This window comes from Nostoc sp. CALU 1950 (assembly GCF_051172895.1).
GTDB classification, from domain to species: domain Bacteria; phylum Cyanobacteriota; class Cyanobacteriia; order Cyanobacteriales; family Nostocaceae; genus Nostoc; species Nostoc edaphicum_A.
This window is the reverse complement of record NZ_JBDNJQ010000111.1, coordinates 1-21,614: the sequence shown is the minus strand read 5'-3', so window position 1 is coordinate 21,614 and position 21,614 is coordinate 1. Positions and strand designations below refer to the sequence as shown.

The window sequence follows — 21,614 nt, the reverse complement described above, 5'->3', positions numbered from 1 at the left end:
GTACTACTAGCGATGGGAGTCTTTGTGGGTCAGCAAGTCTTGAGGCAGTTTATGTCAACTATTTTAAAAGTGTTAACAGCCTTCTTATTCCTTCGGTGGAAGAATAATCTACAGCGACTAATAAACTTAAGAACTATAACTATTACTTTGTGTACAGTCAAAGCATTTATCAAAACACCTTTAATACTAGATACTAAGATTGAGCTACGTTCGCTCTGATAAGCCGCAATTTAAACATGTCCTCCATCACTTTTGAAATTTTAATCATTTTGGTGCTAGTTATTGCCAACGGCGTGTTTTCTATGTCTGAGATGGCAATTGTCTCAGCACGGAAAGTTAGGCTACAGCAGCTTGCCAACCAAGGAGATGCCAAGGCAAGGGCAGCACTGAAACTAGCTGAGTCTCCGAATCAATTTTTGTCTACAGTTCAGGTCGGTATTACCCTGATCGGTATCTTGACTGGTGCATTCGGCGGAGCAACTATTGCCGAAAAACTAGCAATCTATGTGGGGCGTGTACCTTTTTTAGCACCTTATAGTGAACCGCTATCTTTCGGAATAGTGGTTTTGATTATTACCTATTTATCACTCATTGTTGGTGAATTGGTACCGAAGCGTCTGGCGTTAAATAACCCAGAAAGGATTGCATCGATTGTAGCTATTCCAATGCGTGCCTTATCGGCGATCGCTTCCCCAATGGTTTATCTCTTAAGCGCTTCTACAGATTTGATCCTGCGAGTGCTGGGAATTACAGCTTCTACCGAGCCGCAAGTCACCGAAGAAGAAATTAAAATCTTAATTGAGCAAGGCACTGAGGCAGGAACTTTTGAGGAAGCTGAACAGGATATGGTGGAGCGAGTCTTTCGTTTAGGCGATCGCCCTGTCAGCTACTTAATGACACCCCGTCCCGATATTGTCTGGCTCGACTTAGACGACTCTGCCGAAGAAAATCGCCAAAAAATGGTTGATAGTGCCTATTCTCGTTATCCAGTTTGTCAGGGGGGACTTGACAATGTGCTGGGTGTTATCCCGGTCACTGACTTATTAGCTAGGAGTTTCCGAGGAGAACCACTGGACTTGACCATCGGATTGCGGCAGCCCGTATTTGTGCCAGAAAGCACCCGTGGCTTAAAAGTTTTGGAATTGTTCAAGCAAACCATTACTCACATGGCGCTGGTAGTCGATGAATACGGCGTGATTCAAGGATTAGTCACTCTCAACGACATCATGAGCGAAATCGTGGGTGATGTTCCTTCAACAGATGGACAGGATCAACCACAAGCTGTGCAACGTGAAGATGGTTCCTGGCTTTTGGATGGGATGTTACCTGTAGAGGAGTTTTTGGAACTTTTCGGTATGGAAGAGTGGGAATCTGATGAACACGGTAGTTATCAAACACTAGGCGGTTTTGTCATCACCCATTTAGGACGTATTCCTACCGCAGCAGATCATTTTGAATGGCAGGGGATGCGAATTGAAGTGATGGATATGGATGGTAACCGCGTTGATAAAGTGCTAGTAGTACCAAAGGCAAGTAAATCAGCGGATACGAAAAAATCTGACTAGCGATCGCTGGAGCATGGAGAATTGGGCATTGGGCATTGGGTATTTGACGATTATAAAGTCATGCCGTTTGCAACTTTTACTTAAACGGATACAAGTCCCTAAATTTATTTATAGGGATGGTTAATTTTGAATTTTGAATTTTGAATTCGGAGCGAAGCGACGTGACTGCTGCTGTCTTTTTAGAAAATGTCTACAAGTTTTACAACAATGTACCTGTAGTCAATGACCTGTCATTCAAAATTGAAGCGGGAGAGATATTTGCTCTACTTGGCCCGAATGGTGCGGGTAAATCAACCACAATTCGGATGCTGACTACACTCACGAAACCATCCCAAGGACGGATAGAAGTGGGTGGATATGATGTGATGAGCCAAGGCATGTTGGCAAAACAGAGTATTGGCGTAGTCTTGCAACAAGTCAGTGTGGATAATGATTTAACCGTCTGGGAAAATATGGAACTGCATGGGAGACTACATCACATTAGTAACCCGCAGCGACAAAAATTGATTAATCAATGGCTAGAGTATGTTGAACTCACAGAAAAACGCGATGATTTGGTAAAAACCCTGTCTGGGGGTATGAAACGACGGTTGCAGATTGCGAGAGCTTTATTACATCAACCACAAATTTTGTTTTTGGATGAACCAACGGTAGGACTAGACCCCCAAACTAGGCGACGCCTCTGGGAAATTATTCGGGATTTGAATAAACAAGGGATGACGATGCTACTGACGACCCATTATATGGATGAGGTCGAATATTTGTGCGATGCTTTCGGCTCTACCAAGCCAGGACGCATCGGTATTATGGATAGCGGTAAGCTGATTTCTTTGGGAACTTTACAACAACTGCGTTCTGCTCACGGTGAAGGTTTAGTGATGAAACAATTAGGTGTGTCTGATGTGGGAAGTGATGGCGCTCGTAGTTGGGAATATCTGTTTTTCCCATCCTTGGAAGCAGCAAATATCTACTTGGATGAACAGCCCGATAAAACCGGAATGATGGTGCGTCCCTCTAACCTGGAAGATATTTTTGTGGAATTAACGGGACGCCAGTTAGATTAACCTCATCCTCCTAACTGTCGCAGCATGGTTTCTACCCTTTCTACGCCATCTGAGTCATTGCGTCGCTTGTACAAGTCACGCGCTTTCTGAAGCAAGCTGTTTGCTTGTTTGGCTTGTCGTCGCTGTTTATACATCGAACCCATCAATTCATAAGTCTGGGCGTTGTTTTTATCTAAGCTGATTGCTTGTTCATAAGCCCAGGTAGCAGCAGTATAGTCTCCCATACGTGATTGCGTTACAGCCAATCCTAAATAGGCGTTAACGTTGTTACGGTTCAGTTGTATAGCACGACGGTAGCCTTCCTTTGCCCCACGTGTGTCGCCCAAATTGGCTTTGATGTAACCCACAGCGTAGTAAAAATCACTATTGTTAGGGTTGATACCGATCGCACGACGATAAGCAGTTAATGCTGCCTGGTAATTTCCCTGTTGAGCATATAAGTAGCCAATACCTGAATGAATTTTCGCATTCTTGGGATCTATGGTAGCTGCTTGCTGATAAACCGCGATCGCACCACCATAATCACCAGCATCTACTAACCTCCGTCCTTCTTCTAGTAGTTGCTTTAGCTCTGGGTTTTTGGCTTGCGCCACTAATACCTGAGCCTGAGCTACTGAAGGTATGGTGAAGGTAAAACATCCTAGTAACACCACACTAAACACGAATGATGTTGGCTTGTACACAGTAAATTTCCTGAAATTTTAGAGGACTTTTTTTCTTGTACATTAAAACAAAAATATGGACTTTTGAAAACTGTATTTCTTCGTATTAATTAAGATGTCAATATTTCATCCACTCTTTCCTTTACAATCAGCACTACATAACAGAGTTTTTACTGAAGGATAAAGTGTAAGATATCAAGTTTCAGATGAAGTTACCCTCCATATAAATCAGTACAATCGCGAAATGACACTGTTTTTGTCAGTAGTTATACGTGTTTCCTAGAAATCCCAACAGCCATCTGACTTAATTCTAGATATTGATTTGCCAAGCTTACAGGCTTTGAGATTCATTCCTGTTTTTTATTGAGTTTAAGAATTTGCTAGCTCTGTATCCAACTTTGCTCATCTTTTTAGTCTTCGATACTACCCTTTGAAAAGTAATTATCCAGGCGTTAACATCCTTTTTTTGTCATTACACGGTAAGATAAACTTAATCAGTCAAATGTTCCTTTAAGCCCTAGTTTCTGTTGAGGAAAATATTACAGATGCAAACGCGAGCTAAAATTGTGTGAGAAACATTCTCTCACACTTATCTTCTGTAATCGAAGTTACAATCGCTAAAGTATTTTGATAAACACTTTGATAATAAATATCAACCTATATTCTATCTAGGAGGCTAATTTATGATTATAACTACCACTGATGTAATTCAAGGAGCCATGATTGAGTCGTATTTAGGCATTGTGACAGCAGAAGTAGTCTACGGCAGCAATTTCTTGCGGGACTTTTTGGCTGGTATTCGAGATATTATCGGTGGACGTACTGCTAGCTATGAGCGTCTATTTGAGCAGGGTCAACGCAAGGCACTAGAAGAATTAGAACAACGAGCACAACGTTTAGGAGCTAATGCTGTGATCGGGATTGAAATTGATACTGGCACAATCAATCTTGACCAGTCAGGAGTTCTTTTGCTGATTACTGCCACAGGCACAGCTGTGAGGATGCGTTCAAATTAATTCGTAATTTGTAAAATTCGTAATTCATAATGACGCTCCCGGACTTGCTAATTGGCAATTCAGTTTTGTATTAAGTCTAATTGCATACACAATTAAAGCTAGGTTCTTGTAAAAATTAATAATTTAATCCTAATTTAAAAATTTTCATATTGATAATTTCTAAATAATTATTTCAGACATTAAAAAATACTAAATTATATTAAAACTTGTTAAACAAAAATCTCTTTTTTATCACTAAAGACAGAGGTATTAACTCTTTCTATTGATAGAGATAAAAGTAGGTGATTTAGTTATTTAATCTTAAGCATAAAGATAAATATACCTGAGCAGGAACTTTGCTGAAAAAGCACTGGAGAACATAAGCTATGTCATACGTAAATCGAACAGGCAATGACGTTATTCCTACTGATACTGTGGTAGCAGGTCGAGTAGCTGAATATCATGACCGTGTTCGCTGGGGGCCAATTTTTGCAGGTTTGTTGGTTTCTTTAGCTACACAACTAATTTTGAGTTCTATAATTGGTGCGATCGCAGCTGGTACAGTGGAAGGTTCAGGTGCACCCAGATCAATTGCCCCTAACGCTGCGGGTAATGCGGGGCTTTGGTCAACTATCGCTTTACTAATTTCTCTATTTACTGGTGGTTGGGTTACAGCCCGTGCTTGTGGGCCAATGAATCGCAATACAGCGCTTCTGAACGGCGCAATTCTTTGGGCAACAACTTTGGCAGTTAGCTCATGGCTATTTGCAAGTGGAGTATCGGGTGCTTTTGGTGTTGCGGCTTCCAACGCTGGGGAAGTGATAAACCAGGTACAACAGCAAGGCGCTGCCCCCAACATTCCGCAAACAAACGTAACTGCTCAACAAGCTCGTGAGATTGCAGCAAATGTGCGTTCGGGATTATGGTGGTTTGTGTTTGGTTCCTTATTGGGTTTAGTAGCTGCAATGATGGGAGCGGTAGCTGGCGCTCGCAGTCCCCGGACTAACAATTACACTGCTTAAAGAATTGTCTGAAAAATCAAATGTTATTTATTTTAAATTAAAGCACCTTGAAAAAAGGTGCTTTTTGTTGATTATTTAAGACTGGCGTTTGTAGCGTCCAATTAATTCTGCCGTTGCCAAAATATGACTATCAATTGTTGCTAAAAGTTGGTTTTTGCTAGCCCCTGCTGATAAACCCAACTTTTTATCTATGGCATAAAGTTTGAAAAAGTAGCGATGAATGCCACTGGGTGGACATGGGCCACCGTAACCAAACTTGCCAAAATCGTTTTTTCCCTGGACTCCGCCATTGGGTAGAGTTTTTACAGCCGTTATATGTTCTGGTAATTGGCGAACTGTAGCTGGAATGTCGTAAACAACCCAATGAACAAATGTCCGTCCGGGTGCATCAGGATCATCAACAATTAATACTATGCTTTCTGTTCCTATGGGAACTTCATCCCAGACGATGGGTGGGGAAATATCTTCACCGTCACAGGTATATTTAGCAGGAATTAAATCATTAGCGTCAAAGACACTGCTTTCCAATTTCATCGTTTTACCTCTTTTTGGGATTTCCACTACTAGTCTGTCAAGTTGAAATTGCTGGGTGAGCCAGTTTTTAGTAAGTCATTTAGTCCTTACTAAAAACTCCCAAAACTAGCTAGCAAAGTACTACTACGCGGGCTTTAATTCAATACGGTTCGGTTAAGGTTTTTGATGAAAATTCTAGATCCAAAGACGCGATAAATCGCCGTCTCTTGCCTTAATCAAACCGTATTGGGCTTTAATTCATATATTTATTCTCCATAATGCATTAATTTCTCCTTTTTTATATAGCAAAGAGTAACTTTAGTTGTATATCCAAAGTTAAGCATTAACCCTGAATATTTCTTTCTAAAGAGCCATGAATATAGAAGATTTGATAGCTAACTTTGAAAAGTCAATGAATTGATGAAATCGAAAACTGATATCGGTTTGGACTTGCTGAAAAAGCCAAAAACTCTAGTTAATTACAAGGAGTACTGTCATGGCAGACACAAGCAAACGTGGTTTTGCTTCTATGGATGATGACAAGCAGCGCGAAATAGCAAGCAAGGGCGGACAAGCTGCCCATGAGAAGGGTACCGCCCACGAATTTACATCCGAAGAAGCTCGTGAAGCTGGCCACAAAGGTGGTGAAGCTGTGAGTCAGGATAGAGAACACATGGCTGAAATCGGTCGTGAGGGTGGCAAGAGTTCCCACAGTGGCGGTCGTAATCAAGATAGCGATGATGACGACAGCGAAGAAAAGGGTACTCAAGGAGGCACATCAGAACAACATGCTAAAGCTGGGCGGCAGAGTCACAAAAATAAATAGACTCATCGTCTGCTACTTAAAAGGTTCTCGCTTTAATATTGGGATTTAGGCAAAATTGCCAACATATCTTATCTATTAAATATCCCGCTTCTAAGCAACAGAAATGTTTTTAGAAACGGGATATTTTACATAGCTATTTTTTAAAATTTAATGAAATGCAAACTTTACTACCACAGTTCACCATTTCAGGTATGAACCTTCAATTCCCTCTTCACGGCGAATTTTGCCATCTTTTTCAAACCAAGCAATTACTTGTGGTGCTGTCAAATCTTCAATAGCAACATCATACTCTTGGGCGATATGCTTCAAAAGCTTAAGTGATGAAATTGTCAATCTTGTTAAAAACTTTTCTGGGGAAGACAACAAAGCGGCGTCTACTTTTGCTGACTCTTCCAGGGTTAAAAATTGTGCTGATGGTTGCTGTGGTGGTAAGTCCATAAATGCTATCTCAAATTTAGTTGGGCATTGGTTCTTGAAAAAAGGACAAACGACAAATGACTAATGACGAACTTGTACCAAATACCCACAACGATGTTCACCATCAATAATCCAATGGGTGCGTTCTACAGTACAATCTGGTAATACAGCAGCAAACATTTCTAATTCGTGACCACAAATGCTGGGGAAAGACTCGGCAACGTTAGAAATGGCACAGTTATGCTCCATTAAGATAAAGCGATCGCACTCAAAGGAGTCATTCACATCAACAGGGTGATACTCTGCCATGAAACCTTCGGCTTTTCTGAACTCTACTAAGTTAGCTACCCGTTCCCGCAGTGAACCGTTACCCAAGCGATCGCGATATTCTTTAGCTTTGCGCTGCCACTGCTTCTCTAAAATCGATTTAAATTGGTCGTGTCCCACCGTTTCGGCTAAGGTATCTAGCAGCGAAACTGCAAAATTGCCGTGGCCATCACCAAAGCGATCGCTCATTGTGCGGTGCAAGCGATCGCGTCCCTGACGACTCAGTTGATAAATGTGCTGCGGCCGCCCCATCCCCGCCGCCTGCATTGATGTCGCATACAAAACTAGCTCCTCCGTCTCCAAATCTTTGAGATGGCGACGAATCGCTTGTGGGGTAACGTCTAAAACTTCAGCTAGCTCCAAAGCCGTTGCTTTTTCGTGTTTGTGCAGATACTCTAGGATATCTTGCTTGGTTGAGGACTGGTGGGTAGTCGCCATCTTCTGGTGCGAGACGTTCAGCGAACGCCCCAAAAATTTCTTTGAAAATTTGACTTTGACAACATTGTTGTTGTTAATTTAGCGTAAAATGAAGATACATTAAACAACAAAGCTGTTGTTTTACTCTCCACCACTATTCTAGCAGGCGTGTAACCATTCCGTAACGGGAGATGGGAATCGGTTAGCCACAGCCCGTCTCCCATCCTAAAAGAGTTCCGAACACGAGAGATTATTACTGATGAGTGCCACTGTCAAAACCTTAGTCAACCAACCCTACAAGTACGGCTTTGTCACCGACATTGAAGCCGACACTATTCCGCGTGGACTAGACGAGGACGTTGTTCGCTTGATCTCCTCTAAGAAGAACGAGCCGCAGTTCATGCTGGACTTTCGCCTCAGAGCTTATCGCCAGTGGCAAAAAATGACGGAACCAACTTGGCCGAATGTCAAGTATCCGCCAATCAATTATCAGGATATCATTTATTACTCAGCGCCAAAACAGAAGAAAAAAAAGCTGAACAGCTTGGATGAAGTTGATCCAACCCTTTTAGAAACCTTCGAGAAGTTAGGCATTTCTCTATCTGAACAGAAGCGACTGGCAAACGTCGCCGTTGATGCAATTTTCGATAGCGTTTCTGTCGCTACTACATTTAAAGAAAAGCTAGCGGAAGACGGCGTTATTTTCTGCTCGTTTTCGGAAGCGTTGCAAGAACACCCAGAATTGATCAAAAAATATTTAGGTAGCGTTGTTCCCATCGCTGACAATTATTTTGCCGCCTTGAACGCCGCCGTATTTAGCGATGGTTCCTTTGTCTATATTCCTAAAGGCGTGAAATGCCCAATGGAACTGTCTACCTACTTCCGCATCAACTCTGGTGACACGGGACAATTTGAGCGGACTTTGATTGTCGCCGAAGAAGGTAGTTATGTTTCTTACCTCGAAGGTTGCACCGCACCAATGTATGACAGCAACCAGTTGCACGCAGCCGTTGTGGAACTCGTCGCCCTCGACAACGCCGAAATTAAATATTCCACCGTCCAAAACTGGTACGCTGGCGATGCTAACGGTAAAGGCGGTATTTATAACTTTGTCACCAAGCGCGGTTTGTGTCAGGGCGTAAATTCCAAGATTTCCTGGACTCAAGTAGAAACAGGTTCGGCAATTACTTGGAAATATCCCAGCTGTGTGTTGGTGGGTGATAACTCTGTGGGTGAGTTCTACTCCGTGGCGCTGACAAATCATCAGCAGCAAGCCGATACCGGCAGCAAGATGATTCACGTAGGTAAGAATACCCGCAGCACAATTATTTCTAAAGGAATCTCCGCAGGTAATTCTAGTAATAGCTATCGGGGTTTGGTGAAAGTCAATCCGACGGCTAAAGGGGCGAGAAATTATTCCCAGTGCGACTCCATGCTGATTGGGGATAATGCTCACGCGAATACTTTCCCCTACATCCAGGTGCAAAACAACACTGCGAAGGTGGAGCATGAAGCTTCTACTTCCAAGATTGGGGAAGATCAGTTATTTTACTTCGCTCAACGAGGTATTTCCTCAGAAGATGCTATTTCGATGATGATTAGCGGCTTCTGCAAGGATGTTTTCAATCAGCTACCAATGGAGTTTGCTGTGGAAGCTGATAAGTTGTTGAGTTTGAAGTTGGAAGGCAGTGTTGGATAGCGCTTGTAGTCAGCACTTCAGTGCTGTCAAGTTGCTAGGAACTGAAAAAATTAACGCTTGTAGTCAGCACTTAAACGCTTTTCTCCAGCACTAAAGTGCTGACTACGAACCAAAAAAGAAGAGAGAAAACATGATTATTGAAAATAGTGAAATTGTGCTGTCAGTAAAGAATCTGACGGCTAATGTTGATGGGACACCGATTCTTAAAGGTGTGAATTTGGATGTGCGATCGGGTGAAATTCATGCGATTATGGGGCCGAATGGTTCTGGTAAGAGTACCTTTTCTAAGGTATTGGCAGGGCATCCAGCGTATGAGGTAACTGGCGGTGAAGTGATTTTTCAGGGACAAAATCTCCTGGAATTGGAACCAGAAGAACGCGCTAGAAGCGGTGTATTTTTGGCGTTTCAGTATCCATTAGAAATTCCCGGTGTGAGCAATTTGGATTTCTTGCGAGTGGCGTACAATTCCCGTCGCAAGGCGCAAGGATTAGAGGAAATAGACGCTTTTGATTTTGACGATTTGATTGAGGAAAAGCTGGATGTGGTGAAGATGAATCCCAGTTTCCTCAGCCGCAGTTTGAATGAAGGGTTTTCTGGTGGTGAGAAAAAGCGGAATGAAATCCTGCAAATGGCGCTTCTAGAACCAAAGTTGGGAATTTTGGATGAAACAGATTCGGGTTTGGATATTGACGCGCTCCGAATTGTGGCGAATGGAGTAAATCAACTGGCAAGTCCAGAAAATGCCACAATTTTGATTACCCACTACCAGCGGTTACTCGATTATATTGTGCCTGACTTCGTGCATGTGATGGCACAAGGGCAGATTATTACGAGTGGTGGTAAGGAACTGGCGCTGAAATTAGAATCTCGCGGTTATGACTGGGTGCTAGAAGAATTTGCAGCTGCTGAGGTGGGCGTGTAATGAGTATTCAAGTATCTCCTAGTCCAATACCTAATTCAAATGCAGTCAGTTTGACATCGATGTTAGATAGAGATGATTATCTGGCTGGGTTGTTAAATCAAGTAACGGCAAATAAAACAGAAGGTTGGTTGCAGGAATTACGCCAAAGTGCTGCTAGTTGGGTACGCCACTCGACTGTTCCCACCACCCGCGAGGAAGAATGGCGATTTACTGATTTGTCGTCTCTGCGAAAGGTGCAATTTAGTATAGAGACGGGAAATTACGCGTCTCTAGAATTTGATATTTTGCCAGAAGCGGCGAATAGTCGTTTGGTATTTGTCAACGGCGTTTATGCACCGGAGTTATCAGCAGTTTCAGATTTACCATCTGGAATTGTGGTGAGTAATTTGGCTGGCTTATCTGCGGTTGAACAGGAAGGTGTACAGCAGTATTTAGCTCAAGCTGAGGGAGCGCAGGAAGTTTTTACTGCTCTCAATACGGCTGGGATAACTGATGCAGCTGTGGTGTGGGTGAAGAAGAATGTGGTAGTTGAGACACCAATTCATCTGGCGTTTATTTCGGTTGCGGGAGAGACGGCGACGATTTCGCAGCCGCGTTGTTTAGTGGTGGCGGAAAGTGGTTCGCAGGTGAGTTTGATTGAGGAGTATACGAACCGCAAAGGTGCAGAGAAAGAGGGAGTATATTTCACCAATGCAGTTACGGAAATTTGGATTGCTGACAATGCTGAAGTGAGCCACACTAGGGTTGAGTGGGAAGGTGCAGAGGCTTTTCATATTGGCAAGACTGCGATCGCACAGGCTCGTGATAGTCGATATACTTGTCATGCCATAACTCTAGGTGCAAAGCTGTCTCGGCACAATTTGGAGATTTTGCAAACTGGTGAGCAAACCCAAACTACTCTCAATGGTTTGACGATAATCTCTGGTAAGCAGTTGTCTGATACTCACAGTGCGATCGCACTTAACTATCCTCATGGTACAAGTGAGCAATTGCATAAATGTATTGTAGGCGATCGCGCTCATGCGGTGTTCAACGGTAAAGTCTTTGTCCCCAAACGAGCGCAGTTGACAAATGCAACCCAGTTGAATCGGAATTTGCTGCTATCATCGAAAGCCAGAGTTGATACCAAACCCCAATTGGAAATTACTGCGGATAATGTCAAATGCGCTCACGGTGCAACCGTTAGCCAGTTGGAAGATGATGAAATATTCTATCTGCAAAGTCGGGGAATTGATGAAAACGATGCTCGTAAGTTGTTAATCAATGCCTTCGCTGCTGAAGTCATCAACAAAATACCAGTTCCTTCTCTCCGAGAAATCCTGTTAAACACAGTCAATAATCTTAAGTCTCTGACGAATGACGAATGACGAACGACAAATGACTAATAACTAATCTACCAATGACTTTCACCTCTACCAAAACCCTTGCTGATAAAGTTCGCGCTGACTTCCCGATATTGCATCAGGAAGTCAATGAGAAACCCTTGGTTTATCTCGATAATGCTGCAACATCGCAAAAGCCTTTGTTTGTATTAAATACCCTGCGGGATTATTACGAGCAATATAATGCTAACGTGCATCGAGGCGCCCATACCCTCAGTGCTAAAGCTACTGATGCTTATGAAGGTGCTAGAGATAAAGTTGCCAAATTCATCAATGCTGCATCGCGTCAGGAAATCGTCTACACCCGCAACGCAACTGAGGCGATTAACCTAGTAGCCTACAGTTGGGGAATGAACAATTTGCAGCCGGGAGATGAAATTATTCTCTCGGTAATGGAACACCACAGTAATATTGTGCCTTGGCAAATGGTGGCACAAAAAACGGGCGCAGTACTGAAATTTGTAGAATTAACACCAGAAGAAACTTTTGATTTAGAACAGTTTAAAAAGCTGATTTCTGACAAAACAAAATTGGTGTCGGTGGTGCATATTTCCAATACGTTGGGTTGCATTAACCCAGTAGAAGAAATTGCTGCGATCGCTCACCAATACGGTGCTAAATTCTTAGTAGATGCTTGTCAAAGTGTTCCTCACTACCCCATTGACGTACAGAAAATAGATTGTGATTGGTTGGTAGCATCTGGTCATAAAATGTGTGCGCCAACTGGGATAGGATTTCTGTATGGCAAGTTGGAATTGTTAGAATCAATGCCACCATTTTTTGGTGGTGGTGAGATGATTGCAGAGGTATATTTAGACCATTCTACATACGCAGAATTACCGCACAAATTTGAAGCTGGTACACCTGCAATTGGAGAAGCGATCGCACTTGGTGCTGCGATAGATTATCTTAGCAATATCGGCATGGATAAAATCCACGCCTACGAAGCAGAATTAACAGCTTATTTGTTCCAACAATTAGAGCAAATTCCCCAAATTAGAATTTACGGCCCCAAACCAAATGCAAAAGGTGAAGGTAGAGCCGCTCTTGCGTCCTTTACAGCCGGAGAAGTTCACGCCAACGACTTATCTACATTATTAGATCAAGAAGGCGTTGCCATCCGTTCTGGACACCACTGCACTCAACCATTACACCGTTACTTAGGTCTTCCTGCAACCGCACGAGCAAGTTTATCTTTCTACAACACCCGCGAGGAAATTGATATTTTTATCAAAGCGCTGAAAGAAACTTTGGAATTTTTTGCGGGTTTCCTTGCTTAAAGTTAGAAAATATTTAGATCCTGATTGTGCCAAATATTAGCAACATATCTTGCTAATAATTGGCACAATTTAATTATCTGGAGTGTAAGTTTCTCAAGCTCATTGGGCAAGTGCTTGAAATTGATTTGGGCGAGTATTATATTAATGACATAGGTAAAATCATCGGGATTTTATCTAACATCCTGATGGAAAAAGGATTGTAATATGCTTGTTAAATTAACCCTTGCAGAACAAAGAACAGTCTTAGACAACGTTAGCTGGGAAACTTTTGAAGCCTTACTGAGAGATACAGGTGAGGATAGAGGCTCTAGGTTTGCTTACGACTGCGGTGTTTTAGAAATCATGACTCCACTTTTTGAACACGAAAATCCTAAAATTCAGTTTGACCGATTGATATTCGCTTTAGCAGTGGAATTAAAAACTAAAATTAGAAGTGCTGGTTCTACAACATTAAAACGTAAACCAATAGCCAAGGGAATAGAACCCGATAGTTGCTATTATATTCAAAATGAGCCACTAATTAGAGGTAAACAAGAATTAGATTTAATAACAGACCCAGCACCGGATTTAGCAGTTGAAATTGATATAACTAGCAGCTCTGTTAATAAATTTAATATTTATGCGGCTTTAGGTGTTGGAGAATTGTGGAGATATAATGGTGAAATTTTAAAATTTTATCAACTAGTAGCAAGCGAATATATTGAAATTAAGTCGAGTATTGCTTTTCCGCTAATTTCTGTTAGTGAAATGAATAGATTTATCCAGCAAAGTAAAACTATGGATGAAATTGATTTGGTGCTATCCTTCAGTGCTTGGGTGCGTGGAAAGATAGCTTAAAATCATGAATTAATTACGAATTACGAATTACGAATTACGAATTATTTTAATATGCTTGTCAAGTCAACGGTTGGTGAACAAAGAACAGTGCTACATAACATTAGCTGGGAAACCTTTGAAGCCTTGTTGAGAGATACAGGTGAAAATAGAGGTTCTCGGTTTGCTTATGATTGCGGTGTTTTAGAAATCATGACTCCACCTTTTGAACACGAAAACTCCAAAAGTAATTTTGGTAATTTTATTATTGCTTTAGCTGAAGAATTAGGGATTGAAGTGAGAAGTGCTGGTTCAACAACATTGAAGCGGAAAATATCAAAGCGGGGAATAGAACCAGATACTTGCTACTATATCCAGAATGAACTAGCTATTAGGGGTAAGCAAACTTTAGATTTAGAAAATGATCCGCCGCCTGACTTAGCAATTGAGATTGACATTACCAGCAGTTCAGTTAACAAATTGGGGATTTATTCAGCGTTGGGTGTAACTGAACTTTGGAGATATGATGGGCAGGATTTAAAATTTTATCAGTTGATAGAAGGGCAATATGTTGAGTGTAAGTTTAGTATTGCCTTCCCTATAGTATCAGTGAGTGAGATCAGCAGATTTATTGAGCAAAGTAAAACAAGTGGGGAAATTGCCTTGTTGAAATCCTTTCGCGGTTGGGTAGGGGAGAAGATTAGGGGAATTTTATAATTATTGACTTATATTGTAAATAACTTAAAATGAGATATAAACTTTTCTCTGTCAAAGTTATTGATATTCAATAAATCCCGGTGAAACAGCATCAAATATTCTATATCTATTGAGCTATACTTCTGAATATTAAAACTAAAAAATGGTTTTTCATCCATCAAGTTGTGAGAAACTGAATCAGTAAAAAAATTATAAATAATTCCATTAGTAACGATAGCAATCTTAGTTTCTATGCTAGCAGCATAGTATTCAGCTAACTGACCATTATGTACTTTAGGGTCTTCTTTCCAATGTTTCGCTTCGATGAATATAAATGGTATATGATCTATTATTATTGCATAATCAACTTTTTCGCTTTGTTTTTTCTTTCTAAAGGAAGCTGGGTATTCACACTTAACTTCTTGCGTACTGTGAATATCATTCCCAAGCATTTTAATAAATGGTAATATTAAAGATGTCTTGGTTTCCTCTTCGTTAGATGTATAATTCAATTTTTCGGCACTCTTCCTATAAAGTGCTGTAATATCATTGAGCAAAGAAGGTATGATTTCTGGAAACATTCCGTCTAATACAGTCTCAGTGAAGTCTGCTCCTGTTAAAATTGCACTATTTAAATCAGATTCGCACAGGTTAGCTTCTCTCAGATTCGCTTCTCTCAAATTCGCTCTAGTGAGATTAGAGTAAGATAGGTCAACTCCCTCTAAAACAGCCTCAGTGAAGTCTGCTTCTGCTAAAATTGCACGACTTAAATCAGATCCGCACAGGTTAGCTTCTCTCAGATTTGCTCTAGTGAGGTTAGAGTAAGATAGGTCAGCATTTACCAAGTTAGCATTGTAGAGATTTGCGTGTTGTAACTCAGCCTTACTCAAATTAGCATATCTAAGGTCTGCTTGACTCAGGTTGGCATTTTTAATATTTGCTGCTAATAAGTTGGCGCTCAAAAGTATTGCACTCCGTAAATCACATTCACTTAAATCAGCACCACTCAGGTTTGCATCTAACAGGTTAGCCTTAAATAGATAACTCCTATTTAAGTTAGCATTCGTTAATATCGCACCGCCTAATTTAACATATCCTAGACTAACACTACTTAAGTTAACATCAGTTAGGTTAGCAAACCTAAAGTTTGCACAATCAAGTTTTGCATACCTCAGATCACACCCGTTGAGATCACAATGCATTAAATTAGCATCTATGAGGTTGGTATTGATCAAATTAGTCCCAGTTAAATTTGCATCTCTCAGATCAACTCCTACTAAATTGGCATTACTCAAATTAGCTCCACTTAAATTACTATTACTTAGGTCGGCAAAACGTAAGTCAGTATTTTCTAGGTTGGCATTACTCAAATTAGCTCCACTTAAATTACTATTACTTAGGTCAGCAAAACGTAAGTCTACATCAATTAAGCAAACATCACAAAATCCTCTTTTTCCATCTGCATACATAGCTATAATTTTTTTAGCATCCATACCGTATTATAATTTTTAAAATTTGAAACACTTAGCTGTCTGGAACTTAAGGATATTAAGTAGGATTTTGGTTGCAGATAGTTTTAATAGCTGGTGTCAAGTATTCTAAACCCTCTACACCTTCTGGGATTCTGACTATTGCTCCTTCTGAACGAGTAACCATATAATCATGATGCAATTTAATATTTAAAAGCTTTTGAAGGCCACTTAATAGTTCTTTGCTGTTAAAGTTATAACCAATTTGAGCAGCAATATTAATAATGTCTTGAAGTTCTATTGCTGTTTTTACTTGTTTTTGTAAAGATTCTTCATGATTAACTTCTTCAAAAAATTTAGTAACTTGTTCAGACATACTTAATTACTTAATCAACATTACTTTACCAGTATATTTTGTTTCAAACTAAGTTGCATCCCAACAACGACACCAGAACCGAAACGCGATCGCTCCCTCACTCCCTAACCCAGTATTATCTTTCTTATGATGTGTGAGGATTACTAGATTGGCTGATATAGGCTCGTATCGGGTGCGAATCCTAACTCAAGAGAGGGGCGAACAAGAGGCTGTCATTTCTCCTGCAATAGTGGATGATATGCCAAGCAATTGGACTTTTCATTGGCAAGAGTTATGGCGACGTACTGACTTTGACTTACAAAGCATTGTTAAACTGGTATATGATCAGCAAGTCTGGGGATTAATTCGGTACATTGTCTTTCCTTACCCAGGTACACCGGAGACTTTAGAAATTCAGCATCTAGAAAGTAATCCTGTGACTAGAGGCCAGGAAGCTAACCGCCTGATTGAACCGATAGGAAAATGGCTATTTTGGTATGCAACGCAAGTGGGATTGCAGTATTGTTCCGGCGGTTTGAGTGATACTCGTATTATTCTTGTATCTCTAGATTCAGCTTTTGACTACTATAGAGACATAATCAAAATGCAGTATGTGGGCGCAACAAATATTGCCCCAGGAGAAGATGGCTATGTGTTCAAATTCTCAAGAGACAACGCCGCAGCCTTCATCAGAAGACACGAAAGCCAATGGGGAATCCCCACGTTTGTTGACTCCTGAGCAAATTCGGGTAGGAACAAATGTGATAATGACCTATGCTGAACGTCAAGCCTTTTGGAAAAATTCTGAGATTGGTAAGTTACTTGGTTTCGATCGCTGGCCAGATTTGCCACAAAAAACCGAAACAAGTTTAGTATTCAAGCTATCAGCAGAAACATGGCTTACTAATAGCAATCAAGGTGAATTAATAAAAGATCCAAATTGGCTTCAAATTGAAGCAGTTATCCGCGATTTAGATGGCAAAAGCAAAAGTTTAGTAACCTTGAAATCTAATGATGAGACTTACATAAATATTGGAGGCGGTAAGTCAGATAAATATGTTGTGACTGCGACCTTTAATAACACAAAATTTTATGTTTTAGTTGATTTATCAAAATCTGATGAAATAGAAACATTAGTAGTCGGTGGAGAAGAGAAAAATTATCCTGCGAAAATGTGTGTTGATTTACTGCACTGTTTAGTAGCTGCTAGAACATTTACCGAATCAGGTAAACTTGATGCTTTACTTGATTGGGAAGAAGATAAGTCATTTGTAATTTAAAAATAAGATTATATTGAGCAAATAGATTAATAACAACCATGCACCCTATATTAAAAGTCGATATTTCTGAACTAAGTGTATCTGAACGTATACAGCTTGCCGAGGACTTATGGGACAGCATTCTTACCACACCCGATAAAGTTCCTCTCAATGATGAGCAAAAAAAAGAATTAGATAGACGCTTGGAGATGCATCGCCAAAATAAAAACCAAGGTTCAACATGGCAATCCGTCAAAGAAAGACTAGGTTTATCTAAATGAGCTATCAGTTAATAAAGCGATCGCACCTCACAAAATCAACTCAAAGAATCTGGATCTATCCCCAACTTTCGCAACTCTTCTGCCAGTCTTTGCGTGCGTTGTTCAGCAGTGATAGCGCGTTGCTCGGCAGCGATCGCTCGTTCTTCTGGTGTTAAATATCTGACTCCTTGTGTGTCATACCAATACAACCAATCCCGCGTAATTCCCTGATAGGTTCCCCGTTCATGACCAATTCCTAAACCTATCTCTGTTAACCAAACAGGATTTCCTCGCTGCAATACATATTCACCATTTACAAACCGATAAACTTCTAAAGGCGGTTTTCTCCGGCGTTGGGGATTGTAAACAACATAATATAAAATCTCCATCTCAGCATACATTTTCTTTTTGCTGCTGTATTCCCCACGCCGTTTATGAGAAACAACTTCTAATGCCATAATTGGCATCACCTTTTCTTCCCACAACACATAACTTAAACGCAAGTTCTCATCAAAAACTCGCTCGACTCCTAAACTTAAAAACCCATCAGGGACAATCGGCGGTAGTTCGGGATCGTAATATATCCCCATATCAACGCCAAAAAACCAATCCATCCGGTTTGTCCATAACCAAGCGAGGATCGCTTTGAGCAAGCTGGGAATTAAATCTTGTAGTTCATTGTCCACAGGTGTATAGTCCGAATCAGGCAGATCCTCGGCGGAGGGTAAGCAGTGTAATGGGTTGTAATTTAACATTGTGGGTGCGATCGCAAACTTATAATATTGATGATATCTATCCACCTCTGACTTTTTCTTGCGATAATTCCCAAGGGGGACGCGCTCCCCACTGGTTAGTCAAAGGTGGATAGATGACACTCAAGCGGTTAGTTTTAATTTTTGTGCTGACGCCGATAGCAGTTCTGTTGGCGGTTTCCTCTTTATTCAGTAGTTGGCAACAACCTCAATTTCAAAGTCGCCTGGAACTATATCAAACCAATATTGCTTTACAAGCTCAAGCTTGGCAATCAGAAGATAGCAGCGATGACAATCTCCAAGGGATTCGGGAAGCAATACTTGGTGAGCAACCCCTGGAAAGCGCTACAAAGCAGTATCAGGAGGCGCGTCAATCAGTTCAAGCTAATTTGGACAAAGTTAACAATCAACTTACACAATTACGCTCTCAACCTGAAATAACTCCCACACCTCCAAAACCTCTACCTGATGTTCCTCCCACGACTAAAACCTCTAAACAGGGACAGCAACAGTTAGAGCAGTCTTTTAAGCAATTACAAAAATTACTAGCTGAATTAGACCTGCGGCTCGGAATTTTACAAGCACAGCAAGGACAGACGGATACAGCTCTCAAAACTTGGAGCGAATTACAACAACGCTCAGATATTAATCCAGAGTTTGGAGAAACCGCAGCTGTATTGAGTGGACTGTGGAGCAATCCTCCCCGTCTGCTCCAAAATTCTCAAGAACGAATTCAAAGGAATTTAGAAGGTTGGTTTCGCTCTACTGCTTTGGTTCAGCTATACCAACTTCAGCAACGACAAGATGCTTTATCAGCAGTTAAAGCTACACAACAAGAATCTGCTGCTCAAGCAGTGTTGAAATTAGCGGTTATTGGCACTATTCCTACATTGGCAGCTTTAAGTGGTCTAATATTGCTGATTTTCTTATTTGCTCAACGCTTGTTGAAAGGAAAAGCCTCGTTACTAGCTCAAAATGCTGATATCCCTTGGTCAACGCCTTGGGATGGTGAAACGATTTTGCAGGTTTTTGTTGTCGGCTTTTTCTTCATGGGGCAAATTTTTGTCCCTTTAGCCCTATCCCTACTCCCTATCCCGCGTCCCGTCTCTGATGTACGACTTCAGGCTTTTTATGTTTTAGTTAGTTACTTACTGGTAGCATCGGGTGCGCTGTCAGTGCTGTATTTCTCTCTTAAGCGCTTTTTTCCACTACCAGAATTTTGGTTTCGCTTTCGTTTTCAAGATAAGTGGTTTTTGTGGGGGCTGGGAGGCTATTGTGCGGCTTTACCTATAGTTGTAATGGTATCTTTAATTAATCAACAGCTATGGCAAGGACAGGGTGGTAGTAACCCACTGTTACAACTAGCGCTGGAAAGCCAAGATGGTGTAGCACTTGGCATATTTTTCTCCACAGCAGCGATCGCAGCTCCATTTTTTGAAGAAATTTTATTTCGCGGCTTTTTGTTACCTTCTCTAACTCGCTACTTACCCGTGTGGGGATCGATTCTGATTAGTAGTTTATTGTTTGCGATCGCTCACCTCAGCTTGTCGGAAATTCTTCCCCTCACAGCATTGGGGATCGTTTTAGGGGTAGTTTACACGCGATCGCGCAACCTCCTCGCCCCTATGCTCCTCCATAGCCTCTGGAATAGTGGTACACTATTAAGCTTATTCATTTTGGGTAGCAATTAGCACAATAATATTACTGTTGCCTAAAACGAAAATATTTGCTTTTATCTGCATAAGTGGGGACAATTTACGAATTACGTTAGCGCAGCGTCTCGTAGAGAGCGTCATTACGAATTATTTTAATTGTCTTCCCAAACCGTTTGAGCTGTCATAAATTTGATTGCAATTCCGTTTTGCGCTTACAGAAGTAGGGATTGGCAACTAAAAACAGGTTAGAAAGATATGGAAGATGTCTCTTGCGCTTCTATATTTAACTAGTCTCGTAATGATGCGATGGCTAGAACGGGCTGCGACTACGCAAAAAAATCCGGAAATAATACTGATGCACTTGTAAAAAGTAGTGTAGGTAGCAGCTTTTGCTGATTACTCTGGTTCATTTTTCTCAAGATAAATGTCTTACCTAAAAATCTACAAAACTGCCATACCAGGGTTTGCAATCCTCAAATCCACCAAAAGTCATGAAGGAGCGCCAGATTTTTAGGTTATGCCGCAAGACATCTTAGCGTCCCCTCTGGAATGGAAGCACGCTAATTTTGCTTATTCGTCTTGGAGCTTACTCATACTGAAAAAATTAAAAATCTATTGATTAAGTAAATATATTTACTTGCTTTCATTACAATAAAGACTTTATTTTTATACTCACTTATCAAGGAGCAGGACTCAATTATGTCAAATCTCAACCCCAGTCACCCTACCAAACAACTTCTATCTGGTTACTGTGGCATTATCCTTGGAGCATTTGGGGTTCATAAGTTTATTCTAGGATACGCTTCAGAAGGCTTTATCATGTTGGTGATTTCCGTAGTTGGGGGTTCTTTCACCTACGGCATTGCCTTGTTAATTATGCAACTTGTAGGTTTAATTGAAGGCATGATCTATTTGAATAAGTCCCCTGAAGGATTTGTAAATACCTACTTTGTGAATAAGCAGGGTTGGTTTTAGAAACTTATATTTCACGTTTGCATTCTTGCGTGAAGTTACATATAACGAATTTGTCAAAATAATTAATAATTTCAACCTGTGAGAGTACAGAGCTAACATTGAATTTTTGATTTAGTGTTGACTCTGTACTCATTCTCTAATTATGAATTATTCGATTAATGCTTACATCTAGCGAAAACTGAGGTGTAAATTTATAGAACTGCTGTCGGATTTTTGAACAAGACTCAGTACGCATCTATAGCAATCCTAAATCATTCGTGAAAAATTAGATCCCCGACTTCTTCGAGAA

At 40.9% G+C, this 21,614-nt stretch carries 23 protein-coding genes; 16 read left to right on the top strand and 7 right to left on the bottom strand.

Annotated features, from left to right (window positions below):
• Positions 1-236: 236 nt before the first annotated feature.
• Positions 237-1,565 (top strand): hemolysin family protein, encoded by a 1,329-nt coding sequence (locus ABF638_RS25385; protein ID WP_435025685.1) that lies wholly within the window; start codon positions 237-239, stop codon positions 1,563-1,565.
• A 161-nt stretch (positions 1,566-1,726) separates the two neighbouring features.
• On the top strand, positions 1,727-2,629 hold the full coding sequence (locus tag ABF638_RS25380; protein WP_420760096.1) for an ABC transporter ATP-binding protein: 903 nt from the start codon (positions 1,727-1,729) through the stop codon (positions 2,627-2,629).
• A gap of 2 nt (positions 2,630-2,631) precedes the next feature.
• Here the strand turns inward: ABF638_RS25380 and ABF638_RS25375 are convergent, their stop codons facing one another.
• Positions 2,632-3,312: a tetratricopeptide repeat protein gene (locus ABF638_RS25375; protein ID WP_435025684.1), complete on the bottom strand. Its 681-nt coding sequence runs from the start codon at positions 3,310-3,312 to the stop codon at positions 2,632-2,634.
• A 662-nt stretch (positions 3,313-3,974) separates the two neighbouring features.
• Here ABF638_RS25375 and ABF638_RS25370 point away from each other — a divergent pair.
• A complete protein-coding gene (locus ABF638_RS25370) occupies positions 3,975-4,307 on the top strand; it encodes a YbjQ family protein (RefSeq protein WP_435025683.1) in 333 nt (110 codons plus the stop codon).
• 365 nt (positions 4,308-4,672) lie between these two features.
• Complete coding sequence (locus tag ABF638_RS25365; RefSeq protein ID WP_435025682.1) at positions 4,673-5,308, top strand: hypothetical protein; 636 nt, start codon at positions 4,673-4,675, stop codon at positions 5,306-5,308.
• Positions 5,309-5,383: 75 nt separating this feature from the next.
• Here the strand turns inward: ABF638_RS25365 and ABF638_RS25360 are convergent, their stop codons facing one another.
• The gene (locus ABF638_RS25360; protein ID WP_435025681.1) at positions 5,384-5,842 is read right to left on the bottom strand and encodes a YbhB/YbcL family Raf kinase inhibitor-like protein; all 459 of its coding nucleotides are present in this window, start codon (positions 5,840-5,842) and stop codon (positions 5,384-5,386) included.
• A gap of 475 nt (positions 5,843-6,317) precedes the next feature.
• On the opposite strand from ABF638_RS25360, the gene ABF638_RS25355 reads away from it, so the two are divergent.
• Positions 6,318-6,647: a KGG domain-containing protein gene (locus tag ABF638_RS25355; RefSeq protein WP_435025680.1), complete on the top strand. Its 330-nt coding sequence runs from the start codon at positions 6,318-6,320 to the stop codon at positions 6,645-6,647.
• 177 nt (positions 6,648-6,824) lie between these two features.
• Here ABF638_RS25355 and ABF638_RS25350 read toward each other — a convergent pair whose 3' ends face one another.
• Complete coding sequence (locus ABF638_RS25350) at positions 6,825-7,085, bottom strand: hypothetical protein (protein WP_435025679.1); 261 nt, start codon at positions 7,083-7,085, stop codon at positions 6,825-6,827.
• Positions 7,086-7,145: 60 nt separating this feature from the next.
• The gene (gene sufR / locus ABF638_RS25345; RefSeq protein WP_435025678.1) at positions 7,146-7,829 is read right to left on the bottom strand and encodes an iron-sulfur cluster biosynthesis transcriptional regulator SufR; all 684 of its coding nucleotides are present in this window, start codon (positions 7,827-7,829) and stop codon (positions 7,146-7,148) included.
• A 238-nt stretch (positions 7,830-8,067) separates the two neighbouring features.
• Between sufR and sufB the strand changes: the two genes are divergently transcribed.
• The 6 genes from sufB to ABF638_RS25315 all read left to right on the top strand — a co-directional run bounded on the left by sufB (position 8,068) and on the right by ABF638_RS25315 (position 14,621).
• Entirely contained in the window at positions 8,068-9,507 is a 1,440-nt protein-coding gene (gene sufB / locus ABF638_RS25340) for a Fe-S cluster assembly protein SufB (RefSeq protein WP_435025677.1), read from the top strand.
• A 130-nt stretch (positions 9,508-9,637) separates the two neighbouring features.
• Positions 9,638-10,429, top strand: coding sequence for a Fe-S cluster assembly ATPase SufC (gene sufC, locus ABF638_RS25335; protein ID WP_196513014.1), 792 nt, complete (start codon positions 9,638-9,640; stop codon positions 10,427-10,429).
• The gene (gene sufD / locus ABF638_RS25330; RefSeq protein ID WP_435025676.1) at positions 10,429-11,796 is read left to right on the top strand and encodes a Fe-S cluster assembly protein SufD; all 1,368 of its coding nucleotides are present in this window, start codon (positions 10,429-10,431) and stop codon (positions 11,794-11,796) included. The genes sufC and sufD overlap by 1 nt, the downstream gene beginning before the upstream one ends.
• A gap of 32 nt (positions 11,797-11,828) precedes the next feature.
• Positions 11,829-13,091 (top strand): cysteine desulfurase, encoded by a 1,263-nt coding sequence (locus ABF638_RS25325; protein WP_435025675.1) that lies wholly within the window; start codon positions 11,829-11,831, stop codon positions 13,089-13,091.
• A gap of 204 nt (positions 13,092-13,295) precedes the next feature.
• Complete coding sequence (locus ABF638_RS25320; RefSeq protein ID WP_435025674.1) at positions 13,296-13,928, top strand: Uma2 family endonuclease; 633 nt, start codon at positions 13,296-13,298, stop codon at positions 13,926-13,928.
• Between the two features lie 51 nt (positions 13,929-13,979).
• Entirely contained in the window at positions 13,980-14,621 is a 642-nt protein-coding gene (locus ABF638_RS25315) for a Uma2 family endonuclease (RefSeq protein ID WP_435025672.1), read from the top strand.
• Positions 14,622-14,629: 8 nt separating this feature from the next.
• Here the strand turns inward: ABF638_RS25315 and ABF638_RS25310 are convergent, their stop codons facing one another.
• Both ABF638_RS25310 and ABF638_RS25305 read right to left on the bottom strand, forming a co-directional pair.
• Complete coding sequence (locus tag ABF638_RS25310; RefSeq protein WP_435025670.1) at positions 14,630-16,093, bottom strand: pentapeptide repeat-containing protein; 1,464 nt, start codon at positions 16,091-16,093, stop codon at positions 14,630-14,632.
• Between the two features lie 55 nt (positions 16,094-16,148).
• Positions 16,149-16,445, bottom strand: a complete 297-nt coding sequence (locus ABF638_RS25305) for a Nif11-like leader peptide family natural product precursor (RefSeq protein WP_435025668.1) — start codon at positions 16,443-16,445, stop codon at positions 16,149-16,151.
• Between the two features lie 148 nt (positions 16,446-16,593).
• Between ABF638_RS25305 and ABF638_RS25300 the strand changes: the two genes are divergently transcribed.
• From ABF638_RS25300 to ABF638_RS25290, 3 genes are read left to right on the top strand one after another with little or no spacing between them, the layout of a single operon-like run.
• Positions 16,594-17,163 carry a hypothetical protein gene (locus ABF638_RS25300; protein WP_435025667.1) on the top strand — a complete coding sequence of 190 codons (570 nt, stop codon included), beginning with the start codon at positions 16,594-16,596 and terminating at the stop codon, positions 17,161-17,163.
• A 28-nt stretch (positions 17,164-17,191) separates the two neighbouring features.
• Positions 17,192-17,704, top strand: a complete 513-nt coding sequence (locus tag ABF638_RS25295) for an Imm1 family immunity protein (protein WP_435025666.1) — start codon at positions 17,192-17,194, stop codon at positions 17,702-17,704.
• 38 nt (positions 17,705-17,742) lie between these two features.
• Complete coding sequence (locus ABF638_RS25290; protein WP_435025665.1) at positions 17,743-17,964, top strand: addiction module protein; 222 nt, start codon at positions 17,743-17,745, stop codon at positions 17,962-17,964.
• 35 nt (positions 17,965-17,999) lie between these two features.
• Here the strand turns inward: ABF638_RS25290 and ABF638_RS25285 are convergent, their stop codons facing one another.
• Positions 18,000-18,698, bottom strand: a complete 699-nt coding sequence (locus ABF638_RS25285; RefSeq protein WP_435025690.1) for a Uma2 family endonuclease — start codon at positions 18,696-18,698, stop codon at positions 18,000-18,002.
• Between the two features lie 113 nt (positions 18,699-18,811).
• On the opposite strand from ABF638_RS25285, the gene ABF638_RS25280 reads away from it, so the two are divergent.
• Both ABF638_RS25280 and ABF638_RS25275 read left to right on the top strand, forming a co-directional pair.
• Entirely contained in the window at positions 18,812-20,386 is a 1,575-nt protein-coding gene (locus ABF638_RS25280) for a CPBP family glutamic-type intramembrane protease (protein WP_435025664.1), read from the top strand.
• Positions 20,387-21,049: 663 nt separating this feature from the next.
• Complete coding sequence (locus ABF638_RS25275; RefSeq protein WP_069072810.1) at positions 21,050-21,325, top strand: TM2 domain-containing protein; 276 nt, start codon at positions 21,050-21,052, stop codon at positions 21,323-21,325.
• Positions 21,326-21,614 lie beyond the last annotated feature (289 nt).